This window comes from Mycobacterium sp. MMS18-G62 (assembly GCF_053877835.1).
In genome coordinates this window covers 3,750,358-3,771,067 of record NZ_CM132662.1, presented here as the reverse complement: position 1 = coordinate 3,771,067, position 20,710 = coordinate 3,750,358, and the positions used below count along the sequence as shown (strand labels likewise).

Annotated in this window: 18 protein-coding genes; 2 read left to right on the top strand and 16 right to left on the bottom strand. The window is 66.9% G+C overall.

Features of this window, described 5'->3' with window-relative positions:
- Positions 1 to 10 precede the first annotated feature (10 nt).
- The 4 genes from ACWW36_RS18760 to ftsY all read right to left on the bottom strand — a co-directional run bounded on the left by ACWW36_RS18760 (position 11) and on the right by ftsY (position 5,754).
- Positions 11 to 2,497 carry a [protein-PII] uridylyltransferase gene (locus tag ACWW36_RS18760; protein ID WP_456137480.1) on the bottom strand — a complete coding sequence of 829 codons (2,487 nt, stop codon included), beginning with the start codon at positions 2,495 to 2,497 and terminating at the stop codon, positions 11 to 13.
- A gap of 77 nt (positions 2,498 to 2,574) precedes the next feature.
- Positions 2,575 to 2,913: a P-II family nitrogen regulator gene (locus ACWW36_RS18755; protein WP_003881099.1), complete on the bottom strand. Its 339-nt coding sequence runs from the start codon at positions 2,911 to 2,913 to the stop codon at positions 2,575 to 2,577.
- 5 nt (positions 2,914 to 2,918) lie between these two features.
- Complete coding sequence (locus tag ACWW36_RS18750; RefSeq protein WP_456137479.1) at positions 2,919 to 4,298, bottom strand: ammonium transporter; 1,380 nt, start codon at positions 4,296 to 4,298, stop codon at positions 2,919 to 2,921.
- A 175-nt stretch (positions 4,299 to 4,473) separates the two neighbouring features.
- Positions 4,474 to 5,754 carry a signal recognition particle-docking protein FtsY gene (ftsY, locus tag ACWW36_RS18745; RefSeq protein WP_456137478.1) on the bottom strand — a complete coding sequence of 427 codons (1,281 nt, stop codon included), beginning with the start codon at positions 5,752 to 5,754 and terminating at the stop codon, positions 4,474 to 4,476.
- Positions 5,755 to 5,803: 49 nt separating this feature from the next.
- Between ftsY and fni the strand changes: the two genes are divergently transcribed.
- Positions 5,804 to 6,805: a type 2 isopentenyl-diphosphate Delta-isomerase gene (gene fni / locus ACWW36_RS18740; RefSeq protein WP_456142550.1), complete on the top strand. Its 1,002-nt coding sequence runs from the start codon at positions 5,804 to 5,806 to the stop codon at positions 6,803 to 6,805.
- Positions 6,806 to 6,857: 52 nt separating this feature from the next.
- Here fni and smc read toward each other — a convergent pair whose 3' ends face one another.
- The 10 genes from smc to ACWW36_RS18690 form a co-directional block, all read right to left on the bottom strand.
- Positions 6,858 to 10,445 carry a chromosome segregation protein SMC gene (gene smc, locus ACWW36_RS18735; RefSeq protein ID WP_456137477.1) on the bottom strand — a complete coding sequence of 1,196 codons (3,588 nt, stop codon included), beginning with the start codon at positions 10,443 to 10,445 and terminating at the stop codon, positions 6,858 to 6,860.
- A gap of 26 nt (positions 10,446 to 10,471) precedes the next feature.
- Positions 10,472 to 10,756, bottom strand: coding sequence for an acylphosphatase (locus tag ACWW36_RS18730; RefSeq protein ID WP_456137476.1), 285 nt, complete (start codon positions 10,754 to 10,756; stop codon positions 10,472 to 10,474).
- Positions 10,740 to 11,156, bottom strand: a complete 417-nt coding sequence (locus ACWW36_RS18725; protein ID WP_456137475.1) for an OsmC family protein — start codon at positions 11,154 to 11,156, stop codon at positions 10,740 to 10,742. The genes ACWW36_RS18730 and ACWW36_RS18725 overlap by 17 nt, the downstream gene beginning before the upstream one ends.
- A gap of 81 nt (positions 11,157 to 11,237) precedes the next feature.
- Positions 11,238 to 12,095, bottom strand: a complete 858-nt coding sequence (gene mutM / locus ACWW36_RS18720; protein WP_456137474.1) for a bifunctional DNA-formamidopyrimidine glycosylase/DNA-(apurinic or apyrimidinic site) lyase — start codon at positions 12,093 to 12,095, stop codon at positions 11,238 to 11,240.
- A complete protein-coding gene (gene rnc, locus ACWW36_RS18715) occupies positions 12,088 to 12,795 on the bottom strand; it encodes a ribonuclease III (RefSeq protein WP_456137473.1) in 708 nt (235 codons plus the stop codon). The genes mutM and rnc overlap by 8 nt, the downstream gene beginning before the upstream one ends.
- Positions 12,792 to 13,364 (bottom strand): YceD family protein, encoded by a 573-nt coding sequence (locus tag ACWW36_RS18710; protein ID WP_456137472.1) that lies wholly within the window; start codon positions 13,362 to 13,364, stop codon positions 12,792 to 12,794. The genes rnc and ACWW36_RS18710 overlap by 4 nt, the downstream gene beginning before the upstream one ends.
- 36 nt (positions 13,365 to 13,400) lie before the next feature.
- Entirely contained in the window at positions 13,401 to 14,138 is a 738-nt protein-coding gene (gene sepIVA / locus ACWW36_RS18705; protein ID WP_456137471.1) for a cell division protein SepIVA, read from the bottom strand.
- 245 nt (positions 14,139 to 14,383) lie between these two features.
- Entirely contained in the window at positions 14,384 to 14,950 is a 567-nt protein-coding gene (locus ACWW36_RS18700) for a hemerythrin domain-containing protein (protein WP_456137470.1), read from the bottom strand.
- An 84-nt stretch (positions 14,951 to 15,034) separates the two neighbouring features.
- Positions 15,035 to 15,511 carry a pantetheine-phosphate adenylyltransferase gene (coaD, locus tag ACWW36_RS18695; protein WP_456137469.1) on the bottom strand — a complete coding sequence of 159 codons (477 nt, stop codon included), beginning with the start codon at positions 15,509 to 15,511 and terminating at the stop codon, positions 15,035 to 15,037.
- A 54-nt stretch (positions 15,512 to 15,565) separates the two neighbouring features.
- Positions 15,566 to 15,982, bottom strand: coding sequence for a nuclear transport factor 2 family protein (locus ACWW36_RS18690; protein ID WP_456137468.1), 417 nt, complete (start codon positions 15,980 to 15,982; stop codon positions 15,566 to 15,568).
- A gap of 65 nt (positions 15,983 to 16,047) precedes the next feature.
- On the opposite strand from ACWW36_RS18690, the gene ACWW36_RS18685 reads away from it, so the two are divergent.
- Positions 16,048 to 16,758, top strand: coding sequence for an ArsR/SmtB family transcription factor (locus tag ACWW36_RS18685; protein ID WP_456137467.1), 711 nt, complete (start codon positions 16,048 to 16,050; stop codon positions 16,756 to 16,758).
- Here ACWW36_RS18685 and rsmD read toward each other — a convergent pair.
- A complete protein-coding gene (gene rsmD / locus ACWW36_RS18680; RefSeq protein ID WP_456142549.1) occupies positions 16,716 to 17,315 on the bottom strand; it encodes a 16S rRNA (guanine(966)-N(2))-methyltransferase RsmD in 600 nt (199 codons plus the stop codon). The two genes, ACWW36_RS18685 and rsmD, sit on opposite strands and share 43 nt — an antisense overlap.
- Entirely contained in the window at positions 17,312 to 20,695 is a 3,384-nt protein-coding gene (locus tag ACWW36_RS18675; protein WP_456137466.1) for a pyruvate carboxylase, read from the bottom strand. Before ACWW36_RS18675 ends, rsmD begins: the two co-directional genes overlap by 4 nt.
- Between the last annotated feature and the right edge of the window lie 15 nt (positions 20,696 to 20,710).

The window sequence follows — 20,710 nt, the reverse complement described above, 5'->3', positions numbered from 1 at the left end:
GTTGGCCAGCTTAACTGGCTTCGGAAACCGGCTTCGCAGGCGCGGGAGCAGGCAGGACCCCGTAGAGGTCGTGCTCGAGCTCGTCGCGCACCGAGCCGTCCCCCGCCGCCAACGTCGGGATCACGATGCTGAACAGGTCGACGACCGACGAGCCAAGCGTCGTCACCCTCGCCCATGCGATGTCCACGCCGTCGCGTTCGAACACCGCCGTCAGCCGCGCCAGCAGACCGGCCCGATCGGTGGCGCGTATCTGCACCACCAGCTCCCCCGGTGCGGGTCCGTCGGTCCACAGGATCCGTGGCGGCGCGGTCGCGTGGTTGATCGGCACCGCGTTCGGCACCTCGCCGGCGCGGGTGGTGCCGTGCTGGGCGGCGTCGCGATCCCGCTTTTCCAGCGACGCCAGCACGTCGAGTTCTCCGTCGAGGGCGAGGATGAACTGCTGACGCAGTAGCTCGGCGGCCGGCGGCGAACCGAAATGCGGTGACACGACGAAGGTGTTGATCGCCGAGCCTTCGTGACCGTTGACGGACGCAGAGTGCACGCGCAGCGAGTTGAGCGCCAGCACACCGGCCGCTTTGGACAGCAGGCCACGGCGATCCGGCGCGATCATCGTGATGTTGTAGATGTGCGGGCTGTCGCCCGGTGTCATTTCGACGTGCACACCGACGTCGGCGGCCAGCGAGAGATACCGCGGATCAATGGGATCGGGCGTGGGCAGCGGCTCGCCGGCCATCACCAGACGGCAACGGCGGACGAGGTCGCCGATCAGCGACGCCTTCCAGTCACCCCACACGCCAGGGCCGGTGGCCAGCGAGTCCGCCTCGGCAAGCACCTGCAGCAGTTCCAGCAGCACCGGGTCGCCCTCGATGGCGTCGACCACCATCGAGATGGTCTTCGCATCTTGGAGGTCGCGACGAGTTGCCGTGTGCGGCAACAGCAGATGGTGGCGCACGATCTTCGACAGGATTTCCACATCGGACGGCCACAACCCCAGCCGGGTTCCGATCTGGGTGGCCAGTTCGGCCCCGATGACGCTGTGGTCGCCGCCACGGCCCTTGCCGATGTCGTGGCACAGCGCGCCGAGCACCAGAAGGTCCGGACGCGACACCCGAGTGGTGAATGCGCTTGCCCGCGAGACGGTTTCGACAAGATGCCGGTCGACGGTCCAGATGTGTACGACGTCACGTGGCGGTAGGTCGCGTACTGCACCCCACTCCGGAAACAGCCTGCCCCACAACCCGGTTCGGTCCAGCGCCTCGATGGTGGCCACCGCGTTCGGGCCCGCGGCCAGCATCACTAGGAGGTCCTTGAGTGCCTGGCGCGGCCACGGCGTGCGCAACTCCGGCGCGGTCTCGGTGAGCCGGGCCAGTGTGGAGGCCGCAATCGGCAGGCCCGTCGTAGCGGAGGCGGCGGCCACGCGCAGGATCAGCCCGGGGTCGCGTTCCGGGCGGGCGTCGCGTGCCAGGATCACCTCGCCGGCGAATTCGATGACACCTTCGTCGAGGGGCCGCCGGACGGGACGTTTGAATGCTGCGAACCCGCGGCGAGGTAGGGCGTTGGCGGCGGTGCGCAACCCGGCGTCGACGTAGTAGCTGACCGTGCGGGCGGCGTCGGAAAGCATGCGCGCCAAGTCGAATCGGTCACCGATGCGAAGCGCCGCGCCGATCTCGTCGGCGTGTTGTGCGAGCAGTGTTTCCCGGCCGCGTCCGGAGACGCGGTGCAGTTCGGTGCGGACGTTGAGCAGTGCGAGATGTGCCTCGCCGAGCGTGCCTGTCGGCGAGGCCAGCGATCGACTGGGGTACACATCGGCCAGCTGAGCGATCGCCAGCGCGTTGAGCAGTTGGACGTCACGCAGACCGCCCCGACCGCATTTGAGGTCCGGTTCGGCGCGATGGGCGATCTGGCCGCTCCGTTCCCAGCGCGCCTGCGTGTGCTCGACGAGTTCGTCGAAACGCGAAGCGATTCCGGTGCGCCACTGCCGGCGGGCACCGCCGATCAACAGCGTCGACAAGTCGGAATCGCCGGCGATGTGGCGCGCCTCGAGCATCGCGAGGCCCGCCGAGATGTCGTCGCCCGCGACCTCCAGCGCCTCCGGGACGGTGCGAACGCTGTGGTCGATACGAATGTTGGCGTCCCACAGCGGGTACCACAGCAGCTCGGCGACCTGGCTGACGACGTCGTGCGGCATGTTGTCGTGCAACAGGGTCAGGTCGAGGTCCGAGTACGGAAGCAGCTCGCCGCGGCCGAGGCCGCCGGTGGCCACGATCGCGAAGCCACTCGTGGGCGTGATGCCGATCTCGGCGGCCTTTGTGGTGAGCCAGAACTCGTGCAAGTCCAACAGGGCGTCACGTAGGGCGGCCGAGTCCAGTTGCTTGGTGCCGCCCGCCAGCAGCTGTTCGGACGCGGCGGCCAGATCAGTCGCCGGGCGAGACGAGCCCGCCGCCGGAGCCTCCCATCGGGAGGCGCCGGCGGCGGGATCTGGTGTCTGCTCTGTCATTTCGAGTCCTCACCCGGCCTTTACCTATTAACGCTCACGGTGCACGCCGGGAGACGACGTCTCATTTCAGATGCGGCTCAAAGGGCGTCGGCCCCCCGCTCTCCGGTGCGAACCCGGACCACGGTGTCGACGGGGCTGACCCACACCTTGCCGTCGCCGATCTTCCCGGTACGAGCGGCCTGGACGATGACATCGACCACCTTGTCCACGGCGGAGTCATCGACCACAACCTCTACCCGCACCTTCGGCACGAAGTCGACGGAATACTCAGCGCCTCGGTACACCTCGGTGTGACCCTTCTGGCGGCCGTAGCCCTGGACCTCGCTGACGGTCATTCCGAGAATACCCGTCTGCTCGAGGCCGGTTTTGACGTCTTCGAGCGTGAACGGCTTGACGATTGCAGTAATCAGTTTCATCTTCCTCATTCCTCCGCGCCGTGACGGGCAAGCACCGAGCTACCCCCAACTGGCACGAAATCGTAACCAGTCTCGGCGTGTTCGGCCTCGTCAATGCCGCTGACCTCATCCTCTTCACCGAGACGTAGACCAATGGTGAACTTCAGGATCAACGCCAAGATAGTCGTAACGATGAACGAGTATGCGAGAACCGCGAACGCACCGACTGCCTGGCGCCACAGTTGATCGGTTCCACCGCCGTAGAACAATCCCTTCACGGCAGCGGGCGCCTCGGGCGTCGCCAGGAAACCGATCAGCAACGTGCCTGTGAGACCACCGATCATGTGCACCCCAACCACGTCGAGGGCGTCGTCGTAGCCGAACTTGAACTTCAACCCCGTCGCCAGCGCGCAAAGCGCGCCGCCAAGGAAACCGACCACCAGCGCGCCGAGGACGTTCACCGACGAACAGGACGGCGTGATCGCGACAAGGCCCGCCACGATGCCTGAGGCAGCACCCAGCGAGGTGGCCTTTCCGTCACGGATTCGCTCGACAAGGAGCCAGGCGAGCATCGCGGTACCGGTGGCCACGGTGGTGGTCACGAACGTCGACGCCGCAATGCCACCGGAACTGAGCGCCGAACCGGCGTTGAACCCGTACCAGCCGAACCACAGCAGCCCGGCACCCAGCATCACGAACGGCAGGTTGTGTGGCCGCATCGGAGTCCCCGGCCAGCCCTTGCGCCTACCGAGTACGAGTGCCAACGCCAGGCCTGCGGCGCCCGAGTTGATATGGACCGCAGTACCACCCGCGAAGTCGATTGCCTTGAGCTTGTTCGCGATCCAGCCGCCGTGCTCGCCGGTGAAGTTGTCGAACGCAAACACCCAGTGTGCGACCGGGAAGTAGACGAATGTCGCCCACAGGCCCGCGAAAACCAACCAGGAGCCGAACTTCAACCGGTCGGCGACCGCACCCGAGACAAGGGCAACCGTGATGATCGCGAACATCAGCTGGAACATCACGAACACAAGCTGCGGAATCGTGCCCGCCAGCGGAATGTTGACCGCGTCGGCCGCGGCAGTCCCGGTGGCCGGATCCGCAGCAACTGCGGCCTTCGCATTGCCGGAGATCAGTCCCTTCAGTCCCCAGTACTGCGTCGGATCGCCGATGAAGTCGAACTTGTCGTTGCCGAAGGACAGCGAGTAGCCGTACAGCACCCACAACACCGTCACGACACCCATGGCGCTGATGCTCATCATCAGCATGTTGAGCACGCCCTTGGCGCGAACCATGCCGCCATAGAAGAACGCCAGGCCTGGCGTCATCAGCAAGACAAGCGCGGAGCTTGCCAGCATCCATGCCGTATCCCCGGTGTCGGGGATGCCCATTATTGGAAAGCCATCCACTCGCAGTTTCCTCCTTCAACGTGCCACGGCCGCAGCTTTTTACGACCGTTGACCTGTTGCAAGACAATGCTGAGTGGTTGTTTCGTCTAAGACGCTGCGGTGTTTCGCTCGTGTGAACGGATACGCCGACGACGTTTCGACGGTGTTACATCACGTGTTTCTTGACGAGCCTTTGTTACCCGAGCAGCGCATCGACGAACGCCGCGGGCTCAAATGGGGCGAGATCGTCGGGGCCTTCGCCAAGACCGACGAGCTTCACCGGGACACCCAACTCCTGCTGCACCCGGAACACGATCCCGCCCTTTGCCGTGCCGTCGAGTTTGGTCAGCACGACGCCGGTGATGTCGACGACCTCGGCAAACACTCGGGCCTGCGGTAGGCCGTTCTGCCCGATCGTCGCGTCGAGCACCAGCAGCACCTCGTCGACTTCGGCGCGCCGGCTGACCACTCGTTTGACCTTGCCCAGTTCGTCCATCAGACCGGTCTTGGTGTGCAGCCGGCCGGCGGTGTCGATAACGACGACGTCGGCGCCGGATTCGATTCCCTTGTCGACCGCGTCGAATGCCACGGAGGCAGGGTCAGCACCCTCGGCCCCGGCGACGACCTGCGCGCCGACGCGTGAGGCCCAGGACTCCAGCTGATGGGCAGCGGCGGCGCGGAAGGTGTCGGCGGCGCCGAGCACGACTCTGCGGCCGTCGGCGACCAGCACACGGGCCAGCTTGCCGACCGTCGTGGTCTTGCCGGTGCCGTTCACACCGACCACGAGCAGCACCGACGGCTTGTCGTCGTGCGGCAGCGCCTTGATGGAGCGGTCCAAGTCGGGGTGCAGCGCCTCGATCAAGACCTCTCGCAGTACCGCGCGGGCATCAGTTTCTGTGCGCACGGCGCTGCTGGCCAGCCGTGAGCGCAGCGAGCTGACGACGGACTCGGTCACGACGGGCCCCAGGTCCGCGATCAGCAGGGTGTCTTCGACGGCCTCCCACGAGTCCTCGTCGAGGTCACCGCCGCCGAGCAGGCCCAGCATGCTGCGGCCCAGGCTGTTCTGCGACTTGGCCAGCCGACCCCGAAGGCGGTCCAGCCTGCCCTCTGGAGGCGCGATGGCGCCGATGTCGGGTGCTGTCTCCTCGACGGCTGGTTCGGGGGGTGCTTCGACGGGTGCTTCCGGGAGCTGCACGTCGGCGATGGGCCGTTTCGGTGCGTCGCGCGGGATGGTGGCATCATCGCCGACGGCGGGGAGCCCGCTGGTATCGATGCGTTCGACCGGTTCAACGGGCGCTGACCGGGTAAACGTGATCCCTGATGACGCCGTATAGCCGCCGGACCGGTCGACGGGAGTGGCAGTGTCTGCAGACGACAGGTTGATTCGTCGACGCCGGTATCGCACCAGCCCGACGACCAGCGCAACCACGACCAGAACGGCGATGACCGCGATTGCGATCCACAGAGCTTCCGACACGACGCCATTGTCGCAGGGGGCATAGCCGGTGACGCTCGACCCCGGTGGCATGGAAACGCGCAAACGGCGCCACATCGACGTGTGCCTGACCGACCCGGTCGACTATCAGACAGTCACCACCGGGCTCGAGCGCTATCGGCTGCCGTACAACGCGCTGACCCAGACAGATCTCGGCAGCGTCGACCTGTCGACGTCGCTTCTTGGCTCGCGGTTGCGCGCACCGGTTCTGATCGGCTCGATGACCGGGGGCGCCGAGCTGTCCGGCACCATCAACCGCAACCTGGCCGCGGCCGCGCAGCAACTCGGCGTGGGCATGATGCTCGGTTCGCAGCGCATCATGCTCGACAACGAGTCGGCCTCGACCTCGTTCGCGGTCCGCGACGTTGCGCCCGACGTGCTGCTGATCGGCAACATCGGATTGGCTCAGCTCAACGAAGTGGTGGTACCCGAACTTGTCAAGGCACTGGACCGCGTAGGAGCGAATGCGCTTGCGGTGCATACGAATCCGTTGCAGGAGGCCATGCAGCACGAGGGCGACACCGACTTCTCCGGCTCGATATCGCGACTGCGGGACATCGCCGGCTCGATCGACTATCCGGTGATGCTCAAGGAGGTCGGCCACGGAATCGGCGCTGCCGCCGCGGCCGAATTGGTGGACTGCCCGATCGCTGCGGTCGACGTCGCGGGCGCCGGCGGCACGTCGTGGGCGCGCGTCGAGCAGTTCGTCCGCTACGGCGAGATCCGCTACCCGGCGCTGGCGGAGTGGGGCATCCCGACGGCCGAAGCCGTGCTCCAGGTCCGGCATACGCTGCCGGACGTGCAGATCGTCGCGTCCGGCGGCATCCGCACCGGTATGGACGCCGCCAAGGCGCTCGCGATGGGCGCCGACGCGGTCGCGGTCGCACGGCCGCTGCTGGCGCCGGCGATCGAATCGCCTGCCGCCGTTGAAGATTGGCTGCAGCGGTTCATCGACGAGTTGCTGATCTGTCTACACGGCTGCGGCGCAGCGAATCTGGCGGCGTTGCGCCGCCGCGGCGTGACCGAAATATGATCTGTGTGCGAAAACCCGCGCTCAGCGCGGGAAAACACGCACAAGTCGCAAGTTAGTTGGTGGCGGCGACGAGTTCCTGGCCCCGCATGCGCTGGCTGATCACCGCGGTGATGCCGTCGTCGCGCATCGTCACGCCATACAAAGCGTCGGCGACCTCCATCGTCGGCTTCTGGTGCGTGATGACGATGAGCTGCGACTGGCTGCGCAGCTGTTCGAACAGCCCCAGCAGCCGGCGCAGGTTCACGTCGTCGAGCGCGGCTTCGACCTCGTCCATCACGTAGAACGGCGACGGCCTGGCGCGGAAGATCGCCACCAGCATCGCGACCGCGGTCAACGACTTCTCACCACCGGACAGCAGAGAGAGCCGCTTGATCTTCTTGCCCGGCGGGCGCGCCTCGACCTCGATGCCTGTGGTGAGCATGTCGTCGGGATCGGTGAGTAGCAGCCTGCCCTCTCCGCCGGGGAAGAGCGCCGAAAACACTTCGCGGAACTCGCGTTCCACGTCGGCATACGCCTCGGCGAACACCTGCAGGATGCGATCGTCGACGTCGGCGATGACGTCGAGCAGGTCCTTGCGCGCCGCCTTGACGTCCTCGAGCTGAGTGGACAGGAAGTTGTAACGCTCCTCCAGCGCGGCGAACTCCTCGAGAGCCAGCGGGTTGACGCGGCCCAGCTCGTTGAGCTCGCGCTCGGCTTTTTTGGCGCGGCGTTCCTGCGTGGGCCGGTCGAACGGCATGGGCGCAGGGGCGGTGACCTGCTCGCCGCGCTCGCGGGCCTGTTCGTATTCGGCCATCTCCAACTCTGACGGCGGCAGGGGTACGTCAGGACCGTATTCGGCGACCAGGTCTGCGGCGGCCATTCCGAACTGCTCGAGGACATGCTCCTCGAGCTGCTCGATGCGCAGTGCCGCTTGGGCTTTGGCGACCTCGTCACGGTGCAACGAATCGGTGAGCGCGTTGATCTTGGCGCCCAGTTCGTTGACTTCTTCGCGCGTTTTCGCCAATGCCGCAGCGCGGTGCTGGCGCTCGGCGGCCACCGCGTCTCGGGCTCGCGACGCCACGGCCACCGCGGCGCTGAGCCGCTGTGCGACAAGGCGGCCCGACTCCGCTACCGCGGCGGCAACAGCTGCGGCGTGCTCACGAGCCTCGCGTGCACGTTGCGCACGCAGGCGAGCTTCGCGTTCGGCGGCCGCAGCCCGTCGCAGCGAATCTGCCCGTCCACGAACGGCATTCGCCCGCTCTTCGGCGGTGCGTACGGAAAGCCGCGCCTCGACCTCGGCCGAGCGCGCAACCTCCGCGGCGGCCATCGACTCCTGACGGTCGACGGGTTCGGCTTCGAAGGTCGGCTCCTGCTGCGCGTTGTGCAGCCGCTGCTCGAGTTGCGCGAGTTCCTCGACGGTCTGGTTGCGACCGGTCTCGAGTTCGTTGCGCTGCTGGATCAGCCGCTGCCATTCGTCGTCGGCGGCACGGGCGTCCTGGCCGAGCCGGCCCAGCTGCTCGTAGATCGCCGAGATCGCGGCGTCGGACTCGTTGAGCGCGGCCAACGCCTGCTCCGCGGCGTCCTGGCGGGCGGCCTGCTCCTCGAGCGCGCCGGCCAACGCCGCCGACAGCTCACGTGTCTGCTTCTCGGCCTCGGCCAGCTCGGCGCGCGCCTTCTCGACCTCCGAGGTGATCTCCAGCGTGCTCGGCTTGCGATCGGATCCGCCGCTGACCCAACCGGCGCCGACGAGGTCACCGTCGTTCGTGACGGCTCGCAGTTGCGGGCGGGCCGCAACCAGATCCAGCGCGGCAGACAGGTCGCGGACCACCGCGACGCCGGACAGCATGGCGGTGATTGCGCCCTGCAGCCGCGTCGGCGCTTCCACCCGATGCACCGCCCAGACCGCGCCATCGGGCAGCGGTCCCGCCGAAGGCTCCACGTGATTCGGCCAGTCGCCGAGCACGATCGCCGCGCGGCCGCCGTCGGACTCCTTCAACGCCGCGACCGCTGATCGGGCCGCGCTGAAGTTCTCGGCGGCGACGGCGTCTGCGGCGGCGCCCAGGACGGCCGCTACTGCTGCCTCGTAGCCGGGCTGCACCTTGATCAAGTTGGCAAGTGAGCCGAAAAGCCCTGCGCCACCGTGGTTTCGCTGCAGCCACGCCGCGCCGTCCTTACGGTCCAATCCGACGGAGAGCGCCTCGATACGTGCACGCAACGACGCGACCTGACGTTCGGCGCCGCGCTCGGCCGCCTGCAGTTCGGCGACGCGCTCGTCAGCCAGTCGCAGCGCGGACACCGTGCGGTCGTGGTGCTCGTCGAGGCCGACCTCGCCGGCGTCGAGTTCACCGACGCGGCCCTGGATGGTCTCGAACTCGGCCTGCATCTGCTGGGCTTTGGCCGCAGCGTCCTCGATGCCGACCGACATGCGCGCCACGGTCTCGTCGATCGACTCGACACGCGTGCGCATGGTGTCGACCTGTCCGGACAGCCGGGCCAGACCTTCGCGGCGGTCGGCCTCGGCACGGGCGGCGGCCATGTGGGCGCGTTCGGCCTCGGCCGCGAGGCGCTCACGCTCGGTGAGTTCGGTGCGGGCCGCTTCGAGCCGGCTGCGGGATTCGGCCAGCTCGTCGAGGAGCTGGCGTTCCCGAGCGGCGACCTCCTCGGCCTGGGCGTCGAGCGCATCGGGGTCAGGGCCGCTGGACGTTTCGGGCTCGGTGTCGAGGTGTTGTGCGCGCTCGCTGGCGATGCGCACCGTCGCGCTGACGCGCTCGGCCAGCGCCGAGAGCCGGAACCAGGTCTGCTGGGCCTGGTCTGTGCGCTCGCTGAGGCTGTTGACGGCGGACTCGTGGGCTTCGAGCTCGACGGATCTGGCTTCGAGTCGGGTGGTCAGCTCGTCGTGTTCGCGGCGAAGCGTCGTCTCGGCCTGGTTGGTGTTCTCGAATTCCGCTCGCCGCGTGACCAAGTCGTCGGCGGCCAGCCGCAGCCGGGCGTCGCGCAGGTCGGCCTGGATGGTCTGGGCGCGACGGGCCATCTCGGCTTGGCGGCCAAGAGGTTTGAGCTGTCGGCGAAGCTCGGTCGTCAGGTCGGTCAGCCGGGCCAGATTTGCCGACATCGCGTCGAGCTTGCGGACCGCCTTTTCCTTGCGCTTGCGGTGCTTGAGCACACCGGCGGCTTCTTCGATGAATGCGCGGCGATCCTCCGGGCGCGATTCGAGGATCTCGTTGAGCTTGCCCTGGCCGACGATGACATGCATCTCGCGGCCGATGCCGGAGTCGCTCAGCAGTTCCTGCACATCCATCAAACGGCAACTGGTGCCGTTGATTTCGTATTCGCTGCCGCCGTCGCGGAACATCCGGCGGGTGATCGACACCTCGGAGTACTCAATCGGCAGCGCGTTGTCCGAGTTGTCGATCGTGACGGTTACCTCGGCGCGGCCGAGCGGGGCGCGCGACGACGTCCCGGCGAAGATGACGTCCTCCATCTTGCCGCCGCGCAGGGTCTTGGCGCTGTGTTCACCCATCACCCAGGTGAGCGCGTCGACGACATTCGACTTACCCGAACCATTGGGACCGACGACGCACGTGATGCCCGGTTCGAAGCGCAGAGTCGTCGGTGCGGCAAAGGACTTGAAGCCCTTCAGCGTCAGACTCTTGAGGTGCACGACGTGCCACACTACCGTCGCGCAGGCTAACGTTCGGTGAACCCTTCGAGCGAGTCGCCCGGTTCTGACCAGTCTGCGACCACTTTGTCGACGTGCCCGGGAGTGTTGCCGCTTTCCAGCAGGTCAAGCAATCGCTGGCAGGCATCGCGGGGCCCTTGCGCGACCACCTGAACACGGCCATCCGGCCTGTTGGAGGCGAATCCGGTGAGGCCGAGTTCCAGTGCGCGCGAGCGTGTCCACCAGCGGAATCCGACGCCCTGGACGTAGCCGTGCACCCAAGCAGTGAGCCTCGTCTCAGCTAACTCCTGCATCACTGACCTCAAACGTCACTTTGGTCCCAGATTTCAGGGTGCGGCCGACGGTGCACACCTGATCGATGGCCCGCTCGACAACCGTCAGCACCCGCGCCACCTCGTCCTCGGACAGCCCGGACAGATCAAGCTCCATGCGCTCTTCGAGCAGCGGGTAGCGCTCCTGCTCGCGGTCGGCGGACCCCGACACCTTGATCGTCGCCTTGTAGTCGTCGCCGAGACGGCGTTGCAGCGGCGCGTCGCTGGCCATGCCGCTGCAGGCCGCCAGCGCGATCTTCATCAGCTCGCCAGGGGTGAAGACGCCCTCGACGTCTTCGTTGCCGACGAGCACCTCGGCGCCGCGCGTGCTGCGGCCGGTGTAGCGGCGCACACCCGTGCGCTCAACCCACAGTTCGGTCATGGCTTCCCTTCCTTCGCGAGCGTGCGCAAAATGCTGTATTTGCACGGCGTGTCGCCTGCAGACACGCACGTTCGCGGCAGTTTATTCCCGCCGGACGCGTGGGCGGGGTTGGCATTTCGGGCAGTAGTACGACGAGCGGTTCATGAACTTCTCCCGCCGCATCACGGCGCCGCAGCGGCGGCACGGCTCACCCTCGCGGCCGTACGCGTCCAACGACCGCTCGAAGTAGCCCGATTCGCCGTTGACGTTCACATACAGCGAGTCGAACGACGTTCCGCCCTGCCCAAGAGCTTCGGTCATCACCTGCGCGGCGGCGTCGAGCAGCTCACCCAGTTTCGCGCGGGTCAGCGACGACGCGAGCCGCGCGCCGTTGATCTTCGCGCGCCACAACGCCTCGTCGGCGTAGATATTGCCGATGCCCGACACCACGGTCTGGTCCAGCAGCTGACGCTTGATCTCAGAATGCTTGCGCCGCAACACCGTAACGACACCGTCGCGATTGAAGTGCGGATCCAATGGGTCGCGCGCCAGGTGCGCGACGGGCACTGGCACCTCGGTCCCGTCGACGGTGACCGTGTCGGCGATCATCCAGCCGCCGAACGTTCGTTGGTCGACGAAACTGAGCGCCGTGCCGTCGTCGAGCAGCGCGGCAATGCGCAGATGATCCTCGCGCGGCAGGGGCCCGAGCAGCATCTGGCCGCTCATCCCGAGATGAACAACGAGCGCCGACCCGTCGTCCAGCGTCAGCCAGAGGTACTTCCCGCGGCGGCCGGTGCCGGTGATGTGCGCGCCCAACAGGCGCGCGGTCAGATCGGCCGGACCCGCCTCATGCCTGCGCACCGCACGCGGGTGGTGCACCCGCACCGCGGCAATGGTCTTGTCCACGACGTGAGCCGCCAAGCCCCGCCGAACGACTTCGACTTCGGGAAGTTCAGGCATCTACACCGGAAGCGGGGGCGAGCGCGTTCCACGCCGCGGAGGCGGCCTTGAGTTCGGCCTCCTTCTTCGTACGGCCGACGCCCTTGCCGTACTCGACGTCGGTGACGAGGACCGTCGCGGTGAATTCCTTGTCGTGGTCGGGACCGGTCGAGGTCACGACATACGTCGGCGAGCCCATGCCCCTGGACGCGGTCAGCTCCTGAAGGCTGCTCTTCCAGTCCAACCCGGCGCCCAGCGTCGGCGCGGTATCCAACAGCGACCGGAACAGCCTCATGATCACCTCGCGGGCAATACCGATCCCATGCTGCAAATAGATTGCGCCCAGCAGGGATTCGACACCGTCGGCCAGGATGCTCGACTTATCCGCCCCGCCGGAATTCTCCTCGCCCTTGCCCAGCAGAAGGTAGGCGCCAAGACCGCGATCGGACAGATGACGCCCCACATCGGCGAGCGCGTGGGTGTTGACGATGCTGGCCCGCAGCTTGGCCAGGTCGCCCTCGGAGCGATCGGGATGCCGGTGGTAAAGCTCTTCGGTGATGGTCAGCCCGAGCACAGCGTCGCCGAGGAATTCCAGCCGCTCGTTGGTGGGCAGCCCGCCGTTTTCATAGGAGTAACTGCGGTGGGTCAGTGCGATGGTCAGCAGCTCGTCGGGCAGGTCGACGCCCAGCGCTTCGAGCAAGGGCGCGCGATCAGCCGTCACGTATCGTCCCGATCGACCATGCCGGCGAGCTTGGCCCAGCGCGGGTCGATCTGCTCGTGCCCATGTCCGGGCTCGGCGGTGGCCAGCGGCACGCCGCACTGGGGGCACAGCCCGGCACAGTCCGGCCCGCACAGCGGCGCGAACGGCAAGGCCATGCCGACCGCGTCGATGATCGGCTGCTGCAGGTCGACCGTGTCGTCAATCACGCGCCCCAGCTCGTCCGCGTCGGTGGTTTCGTCGGTCGCACTGTCGGGATAGGCGAACAGCTCGGTCAGTTCGATCTCCACATCACCGGTGATCGGTGTCAGGCAGCGGGCGCACTCCCCCGCTGTCGGGGCCGAGACGGTACCGGTGACCAGCGCCCCCTCCGAGACCGACTCGATCCGCAGATCGAGCTCGAGCGGCGCGCCTTCTTCGATCGCGATCAAGTCAAGGCCGATGCGCGTCGGAGCGGGCACCGTCTCGTGAAAGGTCAGCATGGAGCCGGGCCGCCGACCAAGCCGGGAAATGTTGATCACAAGAGGCGATCGTGAGGCGCGGCGCGCCGTCCCGTTCGCATGCGTCGCCATAAATGTCGATCTTACGGCGATGAGAACAGCGGACGACTAGCGCGCCGCGTAGTCGTGCGTGCCCGCCGCGGTGCGCAGCTGATGGCGGCCGCGGCCCACCGAGCGAAGCGTCCCGTTGAGGAACTCCTCGAAGTCGGCCAGCTTGCTGTCGACGTAAATGTCGCATTCGCCGCGCAGGCGGTCGGCCTCGGCGTGCGCCGAGTCGATCAGCCGGGTGGCTTCGGCCGTCGCGGTCTGGACGATCTCGGTCTGCGACACCAGCCGCTGCTGTTCCTTGATGCCTTCCTGCACGGCCTTCTCGTAGGCGAGGTTGCCGTTTTCGATCAGCCGGTCGGCCTCGGTCTTGGCGCGTCCGGCGCTGGCCTCGTACTCGCGCTTGGCCGTCGCGGCGAGGCGGTTGGCCTCTTCACGGGCCTCGGCGACCATGCGTTCACTGTGCTGACGCGCCTCCGCGACCATCCGGTCGGCCTGCGCCTTCGCATCGGCGAGCAGCCTGTCGGCTTCGGCGCGCGAGTGGTTGATCAGCGAGTCGGCCTCCGTGGTGGCCGTCGACACCATCTGGTCGGAGTGCTGCTTGGCTTCGCGCAGCATCCCGTCACGCGCATCGAGGACGTCCTGGGCATCGTCGAGCTCACCAGGGATGGCGTCCTTGATGTCGTCGATCAGCTCGAGGACATCGCCGCGGGGCACCACGCAGCCGGCCGTCATCGGCACGCCGCGGGCTTCTTCCACAATGGCGCCCAACTCGTCGAGCGCTTCAAAGACTCGGTACACGGCAACACCCTCCAGGCGTAGTTGACAGTTACCAGTGTGCCTGGTGTTACGTCTGTGACTCGGTTCCGACGCCGGTGTGTCGCCTTTGCGGTCACGTCAGGCACGGCTGGACATTATCGCCGCGCACATTATGTCAACACCCGGACAGACGGTCCCGTCGAGACTGTCCCCGGCTTCGCGTGGGCCCAGGGAGATCGCAGATCCTGGCCGGATCGCGATCTCCCCGCAGTTTCGAGCGAAGCGCGCTACCGCATAGCTGCGCCGATAAGGTCCCGCGCCCGGTCGAGCATGGACACAAAAGGTCCCACCGCGAAGTTGGCCTTGGCAGACTCCACCCCCGCGTGCGGACGGGTCGGCGCAATCGCCTGAGCAGCCTGCACGGCCTTGGCCATCCGTCCGAGGTCGTCGGAGTCCAGCTTGCGCTGGAGCTTGTTGAACTCCTCGTTTTCCTCGTGTTCGGCGTGGTCGATCACCGCATCGCGGAACTTGGTGAGCTCGGTGATGAATTCCTTGGACGAGACGTCCATGCTCTCGAGCTCCGAGAGGTGCTCCTTGGCGGCATGCTCTTCCTTCAAGCGGGCGTCGACGATCTCGTCGCCGCCGGCCACCTCGTGGCGCGCGCGTGGGTGGACCACCATCTCCTCGGCGGTCTCGTGCACCGCCAGCAACTGGCGAAGCTCGACGAACGCCTTCTCGCGTGCCTTCGGTTCCGACGCGCTCAGAACCTCTTCGAACATGTCCTTGATCAAATTGTGCTGGTCTTTAAGGAACTTCACGACGTCATCGGTCGACTGAACAAACGTTTCGACCATGGGGATACCTCCGTCATTCATTGGGCTTGGCTGGGGCGCGAAAGGGCTGTGCGCTACCCCCGGCCTACCCGAGAACGACCCTGGTTAACCCTTGAGCTTGGCCTGCAGGCGCACGTTGACGGCTTGCGGCAGCAGTTCCGACACGTCACCGCCCAGCGTCGCGACCTCCTTGGCCAGCGACGACGACACAAACGAGTACCGCGGCGTGGTCGCAACGAAGAACGTGTCCACCCCGGCGATGTGTCTGTTCATCTGCGCCATCTGCAACTCGTATTCGAAGTCGGTGCCCGTACGCAGACCCTTGACGATCGCGGTCAGCCCGCGCGATTTCGCGAAGTTGACGACGAGGCCTTCACCGGACTCGACGCGCAGGTTCGGCAGATGCGTCGTGGATTCCTCGATCATCGCGATGCGCTCGTCGAGGCTGAACATGCCCTTCTTGTTCGGGTTGACGAGCACGGCGATCACGACCTCGTCGAACTGGGCGGAGGCACGTTCGAAAACGTCGATATGGCCCAGGGTCACCGGGTCAAAGGATCCCGGGCATACCGCGCCGCTCATGGGTGACGACGCTAGCAGGGAGCCCCACTGCGGAACGGTCTCGACGCGGACCGCCTACGTCGAATGCTCCCCGTTCATGAGCATTGCCACGCCGACCCAGCCCCAGTAGACGCGGTGGTGAGCGATCAGCCCGTCACGGATCTCCATCACCTCGACGATGTCCATCTGGTCGCCGTCGGGCGCCTCCCGCGGATACTCCCAGATGACGCGGGAACCGTCTGCCAAGAATCCGGCACGGTAGCGGCGGCGCTTGGCGGGCTGGTGGGCGAAGACCTTGGACACGAAGTGCCGCAGGTCTTCTCGGCCGCGCACTACCCCCTGCTCGGTGCCGAGCAGATGGCAGACCAATGGACTCTCCAATGTCGCGTCGGGCTGATAGAGCGCTATTGCGGCGTCGATGTTCTTGGCCCCCAATGCGACGTCCCATGCGGCAAAGATGTGTTCGATCTGTTCGGTGGTCGGTTCAGCCATGGGGCCGACGGTAGGCCCGCAATGCTTTGGTCTGGACCTAAGTGTGATTGTGGAATGCTGGCGGCATGGCCGAACAGCCGGACACGGAGCGCGTTCTCGACCGTGATCTCGCGCCCATCGCATCCTTGATCGGCGACCCCACCCGCATCGCCATCCTCGCCGCGCTCGCCGAGGGCCAGGCGCTGCCGGCCGGTGAGCTTGCCCGCCGCGCGGGAGTGCATCCAGCCACCGCCACCGCTCATTTGCGCCAATTGGTCGAGGGCGACCTGGTTTCGGTGCGCGCACAGGGCAGGCACCGCTACCACGAGTTGGCCGGCCCACGGGTTGCGGCCGTCGTCGAGGCTTTGGCGCAGCTGGCGCCGGCTACGCCGGTGCGATCACTACGAACCGACCGTGCGGCCAAGACTCTTACCGAGGCCAGGACCTGTTACGACCACCTCGCCGGCCGGCGAGGAGTCGAACTACGCGACCGTCTGCTGGCCGTTGAGGCGTTGCAGATGGTCGACGACCGGGATCACCGGCTCACGCCGCGGGGATGTCGCCTATTGGAGGACTTGGGAATTGATCCGCGAGAACTGAGCGCGACGCGGCGGGTGTTCGCCCGGATCTGCGTGGACTGGACGCAGCGTCGGCCGCATCTGGCAGGCGTCCTGCCCGCGGTGCTTACGCGTCGATTCGTTGACCTCGGGTGGTTGACGCGGGGAACCGGCCGCAGCTTGCGCGTGGCGCGCGACTACGACCGACGGTTCGACGGCTGGCTGGGTGAATCGGGTTGATCCCGCAGCACTTCGGCGATCTCAAGCCGGGTGTCGCCGTAGCGTCGCGTCGGCCACGGCTGCCAACCCTGCGGCCACGTCAGCGACGGCCCTGACACGCCACGCTCGACGACGACGACCGTCCCGGCTGCCACCCATCCCCCATTGCCCAATGCAGCGAGCACGCCTTCGATTTCGGCCGCTGTCACTTCGTAGGGCGGGTCGGCCAGCACCAGATCGACTGGTTTATTCGTGCCGGCGGCCAGCACCGCGGCGACCGCGCCGCGTCGCACCGTCGCCCCGTGCACCCCGAGAGCGGCGACGTTTTCAGCGATGACGGATACCGCCCTGGCATCGGATTCGACAAACATCGCCGACGCCGCGCCGCGCGACAGCGCCTCGAGGCCCAATGCGCCGGATCCCGCGTACAGGTCAAGCACCGACAGATCGGTCAGGTCGATGCGCGCATCCAGCACGTTGAACAGCGATTCGCGCACTCTGTCGGTGGTCGGACGGGTTCCGCTGCGCGGCACGGCAATTCGCCGGCCACCGAGCGTGCCGGCGACGATCCGGCTCAGCTGACCACCGCCAGCAGGTCGCCACCTTCGACCTGTGCGGTGGTCGATACCGCAACGCGGCTGACCTTGCCCGCCTTCGGTGCGGTGATCGCGGCCTCCATCTTCATCGCTTCGATGGTGGCGATGGTCTGCCCGGCGTCGACCTGGTCGCCGACCTCGATACTGACGGTGACGACGCCGGCGAACGGCGCAGCGACGTGATCGGGGTTCGACCGATCGGCCTTCTCGGCCGCCGGTACCTCGCTGGCAATGCTGCGGTCACGCACGACCACAGGGCGAAGCTGGCCGTTGATGATGCACATCACCGTGCGCATGCCGCGTTCGTCGGGATCGGAGATCGCCTCCAGACCGATCAGCAGCTCGACTCCACGCTCGAGACGCACGCGGTGCTCTTCGCCGTGCCGCAGGCCATAGAAGAATTGGTTGGCGCTCAAACTCGAGGTGTCGCCGTACAGTTCGCGATGAGCCTCGAATTCCTTTGTCGGCCCGGGGAACAGCAACCGATTCAGTGCGGCCTGACGCTTGGGTCCCGACAATGCGAGCACCGCCTCATCCTCACTGCTGAGCTCGGCCTGGGGCTTGGCCGGTGGGCGGCCTGCAAGCGCCTTGCTGCGCAACGGTTCCGGCCAGCCACCCGGCGGGTCACCGAGCTCACCGCGAAGGAACCCGATCACCGAATCCGGGATGTCGAAACGTGCTGGGTCCGCGGCGAATTCGTCGGCGCTCACACCAGCACCTAACAGCGCCAACGCGAGGTCGCCGACCACCTTCGACGACGGTGTGACCTTCACCAGCCGGCCAAGCACGCGATCCGCGGCGGCGTAGTTCGCCTCGATCTCCTCGAAGCGGTCACCGAACCCCAGGGCGATCGCCTGCTGCCGCAGATTCGACAACTGCCCACCGGGGATCTCGTGGGTGTACACCCGACCGGTCGGGGCCGGCAGCCCAGATTCGAACGGCGCGTAGACCTTTCGCAGCGCCTCCCAGTACGGCTCGAGGTCGCACACCGCGGACAGGGAAAGTCCGGTGTCGTATTCGGTGTGCGCTGCCGCGGCCACGATCGAGGACAGTGCGGGCTGGCTGGTGGTGCCGGCCAGTGGCGCCGCGGCCCCGTCGACGGCATTGGCCCCGGCCTGCCAGGCCGCCAAATACGTCGCCAGCTGTCCGCCCGGGGTGTCGTGTGTGTGCACATGTACCGGCAGGTCGAACCGGCTGCGCAGCGCGCTGATCAACTGATGGGCCGCCTGCGGCCGCAGTAGACCGGCCATGTCCTTGATGGCCAGCACATGCGCGCCGGCGTCGACGATCTGCTCGGCGAGCTTGAGGTAATAGTCGAGCGTATACAGGTTTTCGCCTGGATCGGACAGATCTCCGGTGTAGCTCATCGCGACTTCGGCCACCGCCGTGCCGGTTTCGCGCACGGCGTCGATCGCGGGCCGCATCGACTCGACATTGTTCAGCGCGTCGAAGATGCGATAGATATCGATGCCCGTGGCGGTGGCTTCCTGCACGAACGCGTGTGTCACCGATTCCGGATACGGCGTGTAGCCCACGGTGTTTCGACCGCGCAACAGCATCTGCAGACAGATGTTGGGCACCGCCTCGCGAAGCGCAGCCAGCCGCTCCCACGGATCTTCTTTCAAGAACCGAAGCGCCACATCGTAAGTCGCTCCGCCCCAGCACTCGATGGAAAGCAACTGCGGGGTCATGCGGGCGATGTAGGGCGCGACCATCAGCAGCCCGGTGGTGCGCAGCCGGGTCGCCAGCAGCGACTGGTGCGCATCGCGGAACGTCGTATCGGTGACGCCGACGGACTTGTTCTCACGCAGCCAGCGGGCGAACCCTTCCGGCCCGATCTCGGTCAGCAGGTGTTTCGATCCGCGCGCCGGCATCGCGTCGAGGTCGATCGCCGGAAGCTTCTCGTGCGGATACACCGTCGACGGCCGGTCCCCGTGCGGCTTGTTGACCGTGACCTCGGCGAGGTAGTTGAGGATCTTGGTGCCGCGGTCCGCGGGCGTGCGAGCGGTCAGCAGGTGCGGGCGCTCGTCGATGAACGAGGTGTTCACCCGGCCCGCCCGGAAGTCTGGGTCGTCCACCACCGCCTGCAAGAACGGGATGTTCGTTGATACGCCGCGAATCCGGAACTCGGCAAGCGCTCGATTGGCCCGCGCGACTGCCGCATGGAAATCGCGCCCGCGGCAGGTCAGTTTGACCAGCATCGAGTCGAAATGGGCACCGATCTCCGCACCCAGATTGGTGCCACCGTCAAGCCGGATGCCTGCGCCGCCGGGTGAACGGTAGCCGGTGATGCGGCCGGTGTCGGGGCGGAAGCCGTTGGCGGGATCCTCGGTGGTGATTCGGCACTGCATAGCAGCTCCACGCACCGTCAACATGTCCTGGCTCAGCCCGAGATCGGCCAGCGTCTCCCCCGACGCGATCCGCAACTGGCTCGCCACTAGGTCGACATCGGTGATCTCCTCGGTGACGGTGTGCTCCACCTGAATTCGAGGGTTCATCTCGATGAACACGTGATGGCCGCGCTCGTCGAGCAGGAATTCGACAGTGCCCGCGCACGCGTAGTTGATCTGCCGCGCGAACGCCACCGCGTCCGCACAGATCCGCTGGCGCAGTTCCTCGGGCAGGTTGGGCGCCGGGGCCAGCTCGATGACCTTCTGATGGCGACGCTGCACGCTGCAGTCGCGTTCGAACAGGTGCATGACGTTGCCGCGGTTGTCGGCCAGGATCTGCACCTCGATGTGGCGCGGGTTGAGCACCGCCTGCTCGAGGTACACCGTCGGGTCGCCGAACGCCGACTCGGCCTCACGGCTGGCCGCCTCGATCGCCTCGGGCAGCGCGGCGGGGTCGGTGACCCGGCGCATGCCGCGGCCGCCGCCGCCGGAGACCGCCTTGACGAACACCGGGAATTCCATGTCGCCTGCGGCGGCGACCAACTCGTCGACTGACGCCGACGGCGCAGACGACCGCAATACCGGCAGACCCGCAGCGCGCGCGGCCTCGATCGCCCGTGACTTGTTGCCGGTCAGCTCCAGCACTTCGGCGCTCGGCCCGACGAACGTGATGCCCGCCGCGGCGCACGCGGCGGCCAGCTCGGGATTCTCCGACAGGAAGCCGTAACCCGGATAGACCGCGTCGGCGCCTGCGTGCTGTGCGACGCGGATGATCTCGTCGACCGACAGGTACGCCCGCACCGGGTGACCCTGTTCACCGATCTGATACGACTCGTCGGCCTTCAACCGGTGCAGAGAGTTGCGATCCTCATACGGATAGACCGCGACGGTGGCAATCCCCATCTCGTACGCAGCGCGGAACGCGCGAATCGCGATCTCCCCGCGATTGGCCACCAGCACCTTGGAAATCACGCGCTACCTTAACTC

Excerpts from the sequence above, each read along its gene's own strand:
- ACWW36_RS18760 (WP_456137480.1), bottom strand. The coding sequence starts at position 2,497 with ATGACAGAGCAGACACCAGATCCCGCCGCCGGCGCCTCCCGATGGGAG.
- ACWW36_RS18755 (WP_003881099.1), bottom strand. The coding sequence starts at position 2,913 with ATGAAACTGATTACTGCAATCGTCAAGCCGTTCACGCTCGAAGACGTC.
- fni (WP_456142550.1), top strand. The coding sequence starts at position 5,804 with ATGGAAACGCGCAAACGGCGCCACATCGACGTGTGCCTGACCGACCCG.
- ACWW36_RS18730 (WP_456137476.1), bottom strand. The coding sequence starts at position 10,756 with ATGCAGGAGTTAGCTGAGACGAGGCTCACTGCTTGGGTGCACGGCTAC.
- ACWW36_RS18725 (WP_456137475.1), bottom strand. The coding sequence starts at position 11,156 with ATGACCGAACTGTGGGTTGAGCGCACGGGTGTGCGCCGCTACACCGGC.
- mutM (WP_456137474.1), bottom strand. The coding sequence starts at position 12,095 with ATGCCTGAACTTCCCGAAGTCGAAGTCGTTCGGCGGGGCTTGGCGGCT.
- ACWW36_RS18710 (WP_456137472.1), bottom strand. The coding sequence starts at position 13,364 with ATGGCGACGCATGCGAACGGGACGGCGCGCCGCGCCTCACGATCGCCT.
- ACWW36_RS18700 (WP_456137470.1), bottom strand. The coding sequence starts at position 14,950 with ATGGTCGAAACGTTTGTTCAGTCGACCGATGACGTCGTGAAGTTCCTT.
- coaD (WP_456137469.1), bottom strand. The coding sequence starts at position 15,511 with ATGAGCGGCGCGGTATGCCCGGGATCCTTTGACCCGGTGACCCTGGGC.
- ACWW36_RS18690 (WP_456137468.1), bottom strand. The coding sequence starts at position 15,982 with ATGGCTGAACCGACCACCGAACAGATCGAACACATCTTTGCCGCATGG.
- ACWW36_RS18685 (WP_456137467.1), top strand. The coding sequence starts at position 16,048 with ATGGCCGAACAGCCGGACACGGAGCGCGTTCTCGACCGTGATCTCGCG.